Consider the following 12,556-nt stretch of genomic DNA (forward strand, 5'->3'; position numbering starts at 1 on the left):
CTGCCAGCGATCACTGGCGCGGTGGCGGGATCAGGGCTTCGCGGGGGCCGGCTCCCAACCGCTGAGCACGATGTCGAACTGCTGACGGGTCGCGCTCCAGGAGGAGACGGGGCTCGCCATGTAGATCGCGTACTCGGTGTTGTCCGGGGTGATGTACATCTGCTCGATGGCCCGGCGCGGTCCGGCGTGGTTGTTCTTCTCGGTCCAGGTGAAGTCCCACAACGCGGAGCGCGTGCTGTCGCGGAAGGTGTTCTGGTTCAGCCGCTGCCGCTTGTAGTCCGTCCGCTTCGCCACCTGCTTCTCCAGATCGAGCAGGTGCGAGTACGCGTTGTCGTAGTCCGGGGTGGTGTCGACGGCGACGCGGATGAAGGTCTTGCCGTTGTCCGGGGTGTAGTCGATCTGGTTGCCGTCCGTCTGCCGCGTCCAGCCCTCCGGGACGAACAGGGTGAAACCGCCGACGGGGTCGGTGACCCTCTTCCAGCCCGCGGGCGGCGCGCCCGGCGTCGCCTTGGCCTTGCCGTCCGCACCCCGCCCGTCGACGACGGACACGTCCTTGTCGGAGCCGCCCCCGTCCCTGCCGTCCAGGTACGTCAGCACGCCGAACACCCCGCCGCCGCCCAGCAGGGCCGCCACCAGCGCGACGGCCGCGACCCGCTTGAACCTCCCGGGCGAGGACGACCCGCCCGCCGCGGGCTCGGGCGTCCCCGTGACGGCGGTCGTCGCGGTCCGCGCCGGCTCCGGGCGCACGACCTCCTCCTGCGCGGGCGCCATCTCCTGCGCGCTGACCGCGCGCGTGGGCACGTACGCCTGCGCCGCCTTCGGCTCGCGCCCCTCCATCGCCTCGATCAGCATCCGCTCGGCCTCGGCCGCCGAGGGGCGCTCCGCCGGATCCTTGCGCAACAGCGCGGTGATGACCGGACCGAGGACCCCGGACTGGCGCGGCACGGGCGGCTCGTCGTTGACGACGGCCTGGAGGCTGGAGATGGGCGACGTACGACGGAACGGCGAACGCGCCTCGACCGCCGTGTAGAGGGTGGCGCCCAGCGACCACAGGTCCGAGGACGGGTCGGGGGCGCCGCCGGTGACCCGCTCGGGGGCCAGGTAGTCGATGGAGCCGACGAGTTCGCCGGTACGGGTGATCGAGGAGTCGCCCTCGATCGCGGCGATCCCGAAGTCCGTGAGCAGGACCCGGCCGTCCTTGGCGAGCAGGACGTTGCCCGGCTTCACGTCCCGGTGCAGCACGCCGACCGCGTGCGCGGCGCGCAGGGCCCCGAGGACGTGCAGGCCGATCCGGGCCGCCTCGCGGGGCTCGATGCGCCCCGCGGCCTTGGCCGCCTCGGCGAGCGAGGGGCCGTCGATGTACTCCATGACGATCCACGGCCGGTCGTCGTGCTCCAGCACGTCGTGGACGGTGACCACCGCGGGGTGCTGGATGCGGGCCGCGGCCCGCGCCTCCTTCTGGGTGCGGGCGTGCAGGACCTCGCGGTCGGCCTGGGCGACGTAGAGTCCCGCCGTCAGTTCCTTGACCGCGACCGTTCGGTGCAGCAGCTCGTCATGCGCGCGCCACACCTTCCCCATGCCGCCGCTGCCGATGGGCTCGACGAGCCTGTACCGGCTCGCGAGCACCGCACCCGCGCCTGTCTGCTGTTCCACGATTTCCCGCCGCTCTGTGCACTCCGGGTCAGATTACGGAGCCCGCGGCCGAAGCCGGAACCACGCGGGGCCGGTAGGACGTCACTGTGACGCAATCGCCGTATTGACTGCCCGTCAGCCTCCGGCCTTGTAACTCGCCGTGGCCTTTTCGAAGACGTCGGTGACCTTGTCCGTCTCGTCCTTCGGACCGGTCACCATGACCACGTGGTAACTCCCGCCGAGGGCCACCACGAAGTTGCGGGCCAACACGCTGCGGCCCGTCGAATCGATCCACGTGTACCGGCCCGTGACGCTGAGCCGGCCGCCCACGGTCGTCGCCTTCACGTCGCCCGACTCGGCCCAGGTGGAGTTGCGCCACGGCGACAGCTCGGGCTCCTTGTCCTGCTGGTAGCCCTTCGGGTCGGGATTGCCCTCGACCCGATCCCGGCCCGGCACCACCACGAGGGTGAACGCCCCCTGGGTGTAGCGGACCTGGCCGGCCTCGTTGATGCCGCGGCGTTCCCACCCCTTGGGGACGGCGATCGTGAAGTGCTCCGGGTCCCGTTCGAGGGTGTAGCCCTCCGGGGCGGGGCCGGGCTCCGTCTGCGGGGCGGGCCTGGACTGCGGACTCCCCGACGCGGGCGGGGTGGAGGCGCCCGCCGACGGCTTCGCCCCGGGCCCGGTCGTGGGCCCGGACGGGCTCTCCGCGGCCGTGGGCTGCTGCGCCTGGTCACGGGGGTCGCCGGAGCGCGGCATGAACACCATCGCGTACGCCACCGCCGCCGCGAGCACGGCGAGGATGCCGACCAGCAGGGTCCGCCCGAGGGCGCGGGGCCGGCGGGGGGCGCTCGGGTTGCGGTGGCGGCCGTGCAGGTCGCCGCGCCGGCGGACGACGGGCAGCCGGGCGGGGTCGGGCTCCGGCATCGGGAACACGGCGAGGTCGCCGTCGGGCTCGGGGGCGGAGCGGACCAGGGAACGCAGCCAGCCCCGCAGCTCCTCGAAGTCGGGGCGTTCGGTGGGGTCCTGGCGCAGCAGGGACTCCACGACCGGGCGCAGCGGGCCGCATTCCTCGGCGAAGGCGGGGGGCTCGGCGCAGACCATCTCGACGAGTTCCGCGACGCTGTCCTCGGGGTACGGGGCGTGGCCCTGGACCGAGCGGTACAGCAGGGCCCCGAGCGCCCAGAGGTCGGTGGCCGGGCCGACGGGGGCGGCGAGCTGCCAGTGGCCGTGGACGGGTCCGGCCTGCTCGGGGGCCCACCGTTCGGTGACGGGGCCGACGACGGCCATCCGGGTCTGGCGGGCCCGCTCGGCGTCGAGGCCGCTGCGGGGGCCCGCGCCGCCCGGGGCGCTCCCCCAGCCGGCGACGGGTGCCCGGGTGGGCGCGGGGACGGCCGCGGCGGGGGGCGTCGGGGCGGTCGGGGCGGGGGCCGTCGGGGCCGGGGGCCGGACCGTCGCGGGGAGCGGGGCCGGGAGCGGGGGCGGGGCGTCGGGCGGGGCGTCCGCCTGGCGGTAGCCCTGCGGGAGGGCGAGCCGGGCGGGCAGCGCCGGGCGGGCGGGCCCGGGCTCGGCGTCCCGGGCGGGCCCGGGCTCCGGCGCGGGCCCGGCGTCCCGGGCGGGCCCGGGCTCCGGCGCGGGCCCGGCGTCCCGGGCGGGGGCCGGGTCCGGGGCCGGGTCCGGGGCCGGCTCGGGTTCCGGTGCCGGGGCGGCGGGGGCCGGTTCGGCGGCGCGGCGGGGGGCGGCTCCGTGCCAGGGCGTGCCGGGTTCGCGCTCCGGTCCCCCGTACGGGTAGGCGTACTCCTGCGGCAGGTTGGCCCCGGTCGGCGGCGGCACGGGCACCACGACCGGCCCGCGCTCGCCGCGGTCCCGGGCCACCTTGGCCTGCGCGGCCCGGGTGCCGGCGCGGTAGGCGGCGACGATCCCGGCGCGGGCGGTGGCCTCGCGGGTGGCCCGGTCGGCCGCGGGACCCGGGGGCGACTGCGGGGCGTGCGCGGGCGGCGGCGGCTCGGCGGAGGCGGCCCGCTCCGGGAGCGTGACGTGGTCCGAGTACCGGGGCCCGGTGTCGTAGCCGGGGGCCACGAGCGGCGCGTACACGGGCGGGGCGGAGCCGGCGGGCGGGGCGGAGCCGGCGGGCGGCGGGGGCGGGCTCGGTGCGGCCGGGGCCGTCGGCGCGGCCCGCGGGCTCGGCGCGGCCGGGGTCGGGGGCGTCGGCCCGGGTGTCGGGTACGGGTACAGGTCCGCACCGACGGCGGGCCCGCCCGCGAAGGACTCCCCCGCGTCCCGCGGCGGCACCGGGTCGTACCCGCACAGGGCCTCCTCGGCGGCTCCCGCCGCCAGCCCCGTCAGGACGACCCTGCCGTCCTCGCATATCAACACCGTGCGGACGGTGATGTTCCGGTGGGTCCAGCCGTGCGCGTGCAGCACCCGCAGGGCGGTCAGCACGTCGGACGCCACCTCCGCCGCCCGGTAGGGGCTCAGCGGCTCCTCGGCGATGAGCGCGGCCAACGGCCTGGCCGGGACGAGTTCGCTCACGATCCACAGGGAGCCGTCCTCGGCGAACACGTCGAAGACCTGGTCGAGGCGCGGGTGGTCGGGGACGGAGGCGGCGGCCTGCGCGGCCGCGATCGCCCGGCGCACGGCGGGCAGTTCCCCGGCCGGACGGCCCACCGACGCGGCGCCCGCGTGCGGTCCGTCGAGCAGCTCCGCGTCCACGACCTCGGGCAGTGGAACCTGCCGTACGAGGACCTCCTGGCCGCTGCGCGTGTCGAACGCCCGGGTCTGCGCGGGCTCGTGGTCGTCGGTCGGGGGCAGCGGCAGGCGGTAGCGGTCGGCCAGGATCCGGCCGGCGTAGTCCTCCACATCGCCTCCCCCGAGTGCGGCGGGTCCCCCATGGCCCCGCTGACACGATACGTGGCCCGGGGCTCTCGCGCCCCGGCCTTGGGAGGACCGTCAGCCCAAGGACTGGAAGGTCTGGAAGGCGACGTTGCGCAGCTGCGTGCACTCGGGGCCGTCCCACTGGTCGGCGGCGCAGCTGATCATGATGGCGTAGCCGTGCTTCGCGTCCGTCTTGAAGCCCCGGTCGAGCACCCGGACCTTCATGCCCTGCTGCTCCCGCTCGAACTCCCAGTCGGCGACGGTCGGGTAGTCGCGGTACTGGACGGTGTCGAGGCGTATGAGGCGGTAGGACCGGCTGCTGCCGGCCACGCTCGGTGCGAGGGCGGCCCAGGCGGCGCGGGCGTCGTCGCCGGGGGTCGGGGTGTAGTCGACCTGGATGCGGGGGAACCCGCCGTCGCGGCTGTATATCGCGCCGGACTTCTCCCCCGCCGTGTCCGTCTGGCGGAAGCCCTCCGGCATGGCCATGGAGAAGCGGTAGCGCAGGTCGGTCACCGTGGCGAACCCGGCGGGGAGCGTGCCGGAGCCGCCGGGGCTGGCGCCCTGGCCCTGGCTCTGCCCCTGGTTCGGGTCCTGGCCCTGGCCCTGGCCTTGACTCTGGCCGCCGTCGCTCGGTGCGGCCCCGCCGGGCGTCGAGGGGCTCGGGCCGGTGCTCGCGCCCGGGCTCGGGCTGCCGGTGGCGGCTCCGCTCGCTCCGGGCGAGTTGCCCGGTGCGGGCTTGGCGCCGGGCGAGGGGTCGCCGGAGGCGGCGGGGGTCGGGCCGCCCTTGCCCTGGTCCTTGCGGCCGTCGTTGTCGTCGCCGCCCTTGACCAGGTACACGATCAGGGAGCCGACGACCGCGAGGACGACGACCACACCGGCTATCGCGAGGACGATGGTGCGGCGCCGCATCACGTCGGTGAGCGGGGCCTTGGGCGTGGCGGGTCGGGCGGGCGGGGCCTCGGCGGCGCTCGCCGCGGCCGCCGCCGCTGCCGCGGCCTTGCGGGTGGCCTTCAGGGCGGCGCGGGCGCGCTCGCGCTGTTCGCGCTCGCGGCGGTCGCGTTCCTTCTTCGCCGCCTTCTCGGCGGCCTTCTCCGCCTCCACCTCCGCCTTGGTGAGGGAGATGGCGCGGGTCTCCTCGACCGCCGGCGCGGGCTCGGGGGCCGGCTGCGGGTCGGGGGCGTGCAGGACGGCCGTCAGCATCGCGCGGGCGCGTTCCTCGTCGAGGCGCCGGGCGGGGTCCTTGACGAGCAGCCCGTAGATGACCTCGGTGAGGAGGGGTCCGGCGTTCTGCGGCGGGTCCACGGCCTCGGTCATCACGGCCGTGAGGGTCGCGAGCGCGGAGCCCTTGTCGTACGGGGGGACGCCCTCGACGGCCGCGTACAGCAGCCCGCCGAGGGACCACATGTCGGCCGGCGGGCCGGGCTTCTGGCCCCGGGCGCGCTCCGGGGAGATGTAGGAGGGCGCGCCGACGAGCATGCCGGTGGAGGTGATGGAGGGGTCGCCCTCGACCTGGGCGATGCCGAAGTCGGTGAGGACGACGCGACCGCTGCCGGCGATGAGCACGTTGGACGGCTTCACGTCGCGGTGCAGGATGCCCTGGCGGTGGGCGGCCCGCAGCACGTCGAGCACGGCGAGGCCGACCTCGGCGGCGCGACGGGGCGTCAGCGGGCCGTTCTCGCGGATGAACTCGGCGAGGGAGGGCCCCTCGATGAGCTCCATGACGATCCACGGCCGGGCGTCCTCGTCGACCACGTCGAAGACGGTGACGGCGCCTTCGCTGCGGATCCGCGCGATGGCCTTGGCCTCACGCAGGGTGCGGGTGATGAGGCGTCGCTTCTCGTCCTCGTCCACGCCGCTGCCGAAGCGGAGTTCCTTGACGGCGACCGTACGGCCGAGGACCTCGTCCTCGGCGCGCCAGACGGTGCCCATGCCGCCCTTGCCGAGCACGGCCCCGAGCCGGTACCGGCGGGCGAGCAGCCTGCCGCGGTCCTGACCCTCCGTCGCCTCGCCGGGCGCGGTGGCCCGCGCGTCGGCGTTCTCGCCCGGACCTTCGACCCGGGCGGGCGCGCCGGGCTTCCGGACGGACACCCCGCCGGACCTGGCCGGCGGCACCGGCGCCGAGGCCTGCGCGGCCCCTCCGTCGCCCGCCGCGCCCTTCGCCCCCGCGGCAGCGTCCGGGCCCGGGGCGGACTTCCCGTCCTCGGCGCCCTTCGCGGCCTCTGCGGCCTTCACCTGGCCGGCGTTCTTCACGCCCCCGGCCGTGTCGGCGCCTTCGGCGCCCGTCGTGCCCTCGGCGGACTTCGCGTTGCCGGCGGCCTCGGCCGTCTTCACCGCTCCGGCCGTCTTCGCGCCCCCGGCCGTGTCGGCCTCTTCGGCACCCGTCGCACCCTCGGCGGACTTCCCGCCCTCGGCGGCCCTGGCGCCCTCGGCGGACTTCCCGCCGCCCGCGTTCTTCGCGCCCTCGGCGCCCGTCGCACCCCCGGCGGACTCCGCTTCCGGATCCGCTTCGGTGCGGGCCGGCTTCGGCGCGGTGTCGGGACGGGGGGCGGTCGTCGACGCCGGCTTCGCCGTCGCGTCCTCGGGTTCCGGGGCCGCGGAGCTCGGCGCGGCGGCGGCCGAACCCCGCCGCGCGGCGGGCGTCTTCGCCTGCGGCGGGTTCCGCTTCGCGTCCTCGGGGGCGGTGTCCGCGGCGTCCTCGCGCGGTGCGCGACCCGGCTTCGCGGCCTCGGGCTTCCCCGGTCCACCGGGACGCTGCTTCGGCACGGACGCGCCCTCGGCCCGCGACCCCGCGGCGGCGCGTTCCGCCTCGGGCGACGCGGCCTCGACGGGGGTGACTTCGGCGCCACCCTCCGGCTCGGTCGCGCGCGCCCCGGCAGGGGACTCCGTGTGCTCCGGCTTCGACATGCGTCCCCTCTGCGATCGTGCAGCCTGCCCCGGCTGCCCCGGCAGCCGCCGGGGGGCACGGTAACCCACCCCGGCAGAAACCTCATTGTTGCTCACTCCGCATCGGACGGGAGCCCCGGGTCCACCGGTTCCCCCTTCCGCATCGCGGACTTACAACGGAACGATGTCGGGCGCCCCGAGTCGCGCCGCGTCAGCCGTCTGGTCGTCGGGCTGGCGCTGCGACTCCCGTTCCGCCTGGACCCGCTTCTCGTAGTGCTCGACCTCCTTCTCGATCTGCTGCTTGTCCCACCCCAGAACCGGAGCCATCAACTCCGCACATTCCCGGGCCGAACGCGTGCCCCGGTCGAAGGTCTCGATGGAGATCCTGGTCCGTCGCGTCAGGACGTCGTCGAGGTGACGGGCCCCCTCGTGCGAGGCCGCGTAGACGATCTCGGCGCGAAGGTAGTCGTCGGCCGCGGACAGCGGTTCGCCGAGGGCGGGATCGGCGGCGATCAGATCGAGCAGTTCATCCGTCAACGAACCGTAGCGGTTGAGGAGGTGCTCCACGCGCACCACGTGCAGACCCGTGCGCTCCGCGATCCGGGCCCGGCCGTTCCACAACGCCCGGTACCCCTCGGCGCCGACCAGCGGCACGTCCTCCGTCACGCACGGCGCGACCCGCCGGTCCAGCCCGTGCACCGCCGCGTCGACGGCGTCCTTCGCCATGACCCGGTACGTGGTGTACTTGCCGCCCGCCACCACCACCAGCCCCGGCACCGGGTGGGCCACGGTGTGCTCGCGCGAGAGCTTGCTCGTCGCGTCCGACTCCCCCGCGAGCAGCGGCCGCAGGCCCGCGTACACGCCCTGGACGTCGTCCCGGGTCAGGGGGACGGCGAGGACCGAGTTGACGTGCTCCAGCAGGTAGTCGATGTCGGCGCTGGAGGCCGCCGGGTGCGCCTTGTCGAGGTCCCAGTCGGTGTCGGTGGTCCCGACGATCCAGTGCCGGCCCCACGGGATGACGAACAGCACGGACTTCTCGGTCCGCAGGATCAGCCCGGTGGTGGAGTGGATCCGGTCCTTCGGCACCACCAGGTGGATGCCCTTCGAGGCCCGTACGTGGAACTGCCCGCGCTCCCCGATGAGGGCCTGCGTGTCGTCCGTCCACACCCCGGTGGCGTTGACCACCTGCTTGGCGCGGATCTCGTACTCGCCACCGCCCTCCACGTCCTGGACGCGCGCGCCGACGACCCGTTCGCCCTCGCGCAGGAAGCCCGTCACCCTCGCCCGGTTGGCGCAGTGCGCCCCGTACGCGGCGGCGGTGCGCACCAGGGCGGCGACGTAGCGCGCGTCGTCCATCTGGGCGTCGTAGTACTGGAGGGCGCCGACGAGGGCGTCCTTGCGCAGGGCGGGGGCGATGCGCAGGGCCCGGCGGCGCGAGAGGTGACGGTGCGTGGGCAGGCCGCGCCCGTGGCCGCTGGAGAGGGACATGGCGTCGTAGAGGGCGACGCCGGAGCCGGCGTAGAAGCGCTCCCAGCCCTTGTGTTGCAACGGGTACAGGAACGGCACCGGCTTCACCAGGTGCGGGGCGAGGCGCTCCAGGAGCAGCCCGCGCTCCTTGAGGGCCTCGCGCACGAGGGCGAAGTCGAGCATCTCCAGGTAGCGCAGGCCGCCGTGGATGAGCTTGCTGGAGCGGCTGGAGGTGCCCGACGCCCAGTCACGCGCCTCCACCAGTCCGGTCGACAGGCCCCTGGTCGCGGAGTCGAGCGCGGTGCCGGCGCCGACCACGCCGGCGCCCACCACCAAGACGTCCAGTTCGCGTTCGGCCATCCGGGCGAGCGCCTCGGCGCGCTGTGCCGGTCCCAGTGTCGCTGTCCTCACGGCTGCCTCCCGTTGGTGCGGGCCGAGCCCGCTCGGTGCGGGTGATCCCGCTCACATCGCCCGTTCCATGATTCTGACCGGCCGCACCGACATGGGCCACCGCCTGTGGACAACACAAAGGCGACCACCGACTCACAATGCGACATATCTGTCATATATACGCCTAGTCTGACATTGCGCCAGCTCCCACCGGGCTCCGGACTCCCGGTCCACGGCAATCGCGCGCACCGCCCCCTCACGTCAGGGAAGGGAAGGGACGGCCCCCCATGCCCGCAGATCTCGCCGTCATCGGACTCGGCCACCTCGGCCTCCCCCTCGCCCAGGCGGCCGTCGCCGCCGGGATCGAGACCGTCGGCTACGACAGCGGCCCCGCCACGGACAGCACCCTCACCGCCGCCGAGATCCGCCGGATGTCGGCGGCGGGGTTCCGGGTCACCACCAACCCCGCCGAACTGGGACGGGTCCGCACCGCCGTGATCTGCGCCCCCACCCAGCTCGGCGCCGACCGCGCGCTCGACCTCGGCTCCGTCGGCGAGGCGGGACGCACCCTCGCCGCCCGGCTGCGCCCCCACACCACCGTCATCCTCGAATCCGCCGCCCACCCCGGCGTCACCGAGGACTACCTGCGGCCGATCCTGGAGGAGGGCTCCGGGCTGCGCGCCGGGCGGGACTTCCACCTGGCCTACTCCCCCAGCCGCCACGACCCCGGCAACCGCACCCACGGCATCGCCAACACCCCCAAGGTGATCGGCGGCCTCACCCCGGCCTGCACCGAGTCGGCGCACGCCTTCTACGCCCGCCTGACCGAGAAGGTGGTCCGGGCGCGCGGCCTGCGCGAGGCAGAGACCGTACAGCTCCTCGAAACCAACTACCGGCACGTCAACATCGCCCTCATGAACGAGATGGCGGTCCTGTGCCACGACCTCGGCGTGGACCTCTGGGACGTCATCCGGTGCGCCGAAACCAAGCCCTACGGTTTCCAGGCCTTCCGCCCCGGCCCGGGCGTCGGCGGCCACGGCGTCCCCCTCGACCCGAACTACCTCCCCCACACCACCCGCACCCCCGGCCACCCCCTGCGCATGGTCGGTCTGGCGCAGGAGATCAACAACCGGATGCCGCAGTACGTCATCCAGCGCTCCGCCACCCTGCTGAACGAGCACGGCAAGTCCGCCCGCGGCGCCCGCGTCCTGCTGCTGGGCGTCACCTACAAGCCCGACCTCGCCGACCAGGAGGGCTCACCGGCCCGCGAGATCGCCAGCCGGCTGCTCGACCTCGGCGCCCAGATCAGCTACCACGACCCCTACATCCCCGCCTGGCGGGTGCGCGAGCGGCCCGTCCCGCGCGCCGATTCGCTCTACGAGGCCGCCGCCAACGCGGACCTGACGATCCTGCTCCAGCACCACCGCACGTACGACCTCCAGGGCCTCGCGGTGAAGGCCCAGCTGCTGCTGGACACCCGGGGCGCCAGTCCCGCCGGCGCCGCCCACCGCCTCTGACGCCGCCCCGCGCGCCGCCCCGCACGCCGCGACCGGGCCAGGTCACGGCCGGATCCCGGTCCGGTCACGTCCTGCACCGGCGCGGCCGTGCGACCGAAATGCACGCCTCGGATGTCGGTGCTCCCTGTTAGCCTGCGGCGTCACTTATCCCGCACTTATGCCCGACCGACATTCGTGCGCCCGAATCCCTGGGGGGGATTTTCCATGAGCCAGAACTTCCAGCCGCCCGCGCCCGCGTCCTACACCGCCGCCCCGGCGCCGGCCCCGGCCCGCGGCAACGTCGGCCTCGGCGTCGTGGCCGCCGTCGTCGCCGCGCTCGTCGCCATCGGCGTCTACGGCGCGATCATCAAGGCCACCGAGCACGAGATCGGCTACGCGGCCGTCGGCGTCGGCGCCCTGATCGGCTTCGCGGCGGGCAAGGTCGGCGGCCGCAACATCGTCCTGCCGGTCCTCGGCGCCCTGCTGTCGATCGTCGCCGTCCTCGCCGGCCAGATGTTCGGCCTGGCCCTGATCGCCGCGGACGCGCTCCAGGTCAGCGCCGTCGACATCCTCCTCGAGGACACCTCCGCCCTGATCGAGGCCTGGAAGACCGACGCCAACCCGCTGACCTTCCTCTTCCTCGCCATCGGCGGGTACGCGGCCTTCACGGTCGCCCGCAAGATCGCCGACTGACGACCGCACCGCGGCGCCCCCACCGGGACGCCGACCGGACGCCGACCGGACGCGAGCCCCACGCGGGCCCCACGCCGACCGAACGCGCCCGCGCGGATCACGTCGACCACCGAAAGCCCTGGTCAGGGGCCGGAAGCCGGTCATATGATCCGCGCGTGTCCGCTCTCACCCCACCGCTCGGCCGGCCTCTCCTCGACCCCGCCGAGCACTTCCCGGCCCTGGCCGCCCTCCGCTCGGCCGTCCTGCGCAAGGACGCGCCGGCCGTCGCCGCCGCCTTCGCCGCGCTCCCCGACGAGGACGACCGCGTCCTCGCCTGCTGGACCGTGGTGGAGACGCCCGACGCGGAAACCTTCCTGCGGGAAGCCGCCTCGGACCGCCCCGACGACCCGCTGCCCCGCACCCTGCTCGCCCACGCCCTGATCCGGCGCGGCTGGGAGATACGCGGCGAGACCCGCGCCGAACACGTCACTCAGGAGCGGTTCGAGCGCTTCCACTCCCACCTCAGGCGTGCCGAGGTCCTGCTGATCGACCTCTGCGCCGAGGACCCCCGAAACGCCCTCGCCTGGTACCTGCGCCTGATCGGCGCGCGCGGACTCGAACTCGGCCAGAGCGAGGCCCGCCGCCGCCACGACCGCCTCGCGGAACACCACCCGCACCACTTCGGCGCCCAGAGCCAACTCCTCCAACAGCTCTGCCCCAAGTGGGGCGGCACCTGGGAGGAGGCCCACGGCTACGCCCGCGACCGCGCCGCGGCCGCCCCCGAGGGCGCTCCGAACGGCGCACTCCTGGCCGTCGTCCAGCTGGAGCGGTACCTCGACATCGCCCGGGACCGGACCAAGCAGGCCGCCGAGGCGTACCTGCGCGAAGCCGACAGCCGCGCCGAACTCCTCGCCGCCTCCGCCCGCTCCGTGCTGCACCCCGCCTCCCGCCCCGACGCCTACCAGTACGTCGCCGCGCACAACGCCTTCGCCGCCGCGCACAGCCTCGCCGGCCGCCCCGCCGACGCCGCCCCGCACTTCAGGGCCCTCGGCGACCGCGCCACCGAGTTCCCCTGGGGCTACGTCGGCGCCGACCACGCGGGCGCGTTCGCCCGTCACCGCAAGACCGCACTGGCCCAGGGCTGA

At 75.2% G+C, this 12,556-nt stretch carries 7 protein-coding genes; 3 read left to right on the forward strand and 4 right to left on the reverse strand.

Features of this window, described 5'->3' with window-relative positions:
• Window positions 1-30 precede the first annotated feature (30 nt).
• The 4 genes from ACZ6ZI_RS27580 to ACZ6ZI_RS27595 form a co-directional block, all read right to left on the reverse strand.
• Entirely contained in the window at window positions 31-1,653 is a 1,623-nt protein-coding gene (locus tag ACZ6ZI_RS27580; protein WP_469525100.1) for a serine/threonine-protein kinase, read from the reverse strand.
• 114 nt (window positions 1,654-1,767) lie between these two features.
• Window positions 1,768-4,488 carry a protein kinase gene (locus tag ACZ6ZI_RS27585; RefSeq protein ID WP_469525102.1) on the reverse strand — a complete coding sequence of 907 codons (2,721 nt, stop codon included), beginning with the start codon at window positions 4,486-4,488 and terminating at the stop codon, window positions 1,768-1,770.
• Between the two features lie 90 nt (window positions 4,489-4,578).
• The gene (locus tag ACZ6ZI_RS27590; protein ID WP_469525105.1) at window positions 4,579-7,407 is read right to left on the reverse strand and encodes a serine/threonine-protein kinase; all 2,829 of its coding nucleotides are present in this window, start codon (window positions 7,405-7,407) and stop codon (window positions 4,579-4,581) included.
• Window positions 7,408-7,557: 150 nt separating this feature from the next.
• Window positions 7,558-9,264, reverse strand: a complete 1,707-nt coding sequence (locus ACZ6ZI_RS27595) for a glycerol-3-phosphate dehydrogenase/oxidase (RefSeq protein ID WP_469525107.1) — start codon at window positions 9,262-9,264, stop codon at window positions 7,558-7,560.
• Window positions 9,265-9,530: 266 nt separating this feature from the next.
• On the opposite strand from ACZ6ZI_RS27595, the gene ACZ6ZI_RS27600 reads away from it, so the two are divergent.
• The 3 genes from ACZ6ZI_RS27600 to ACZ6ZI_RS27610 all read left to right on the forward strand — a co-directional run bounded on the left by ACZ6ZI_RS27600 (window position 9,531) and on the right by ACZ6ZI_RS27610 (window position 12,556).
• Window positions 9,531-10,760, forward strand: coding sequence for a nucleotide sugar dehydrogenase (locus ACZ6ZI_RS27600; RefSeq protein ID WP_363058126.1), 1,230 nt, complete (start codon window positions 9,531-9,533; stop codon window positions 10,758-10,760).
• A 204-nt stretch (window positions 10,761-10,964) separates the two neighbouring features.
• Window positions 10,965-11,432: a hypothetical protein gene (locus ACZ6ZI_RS27605; protein WP_469525109.1), complete on the forward strand. Its 468-nt coding sequence runs from the start codon at window positions 10,965-10,967 to the stop codon at window positions 11,430-11,432.
• A 155-nt stretch (window positions 11,433-11,587) separates the two neighbouring features.
• Window positions 11,588-12,556, forward strand: coding sequence for a hypothetical protein (locus ACZ6ZI_RS27610; protein ID WP_469525113.1), 969 nt, complete (start codon window positions 11,588-11,590; stop codon window positions 12,554-12,556).

The sequence above is a fragment of the Streptomyces sp. NPDC103540 genome (genome assembly GCF_055584445.1).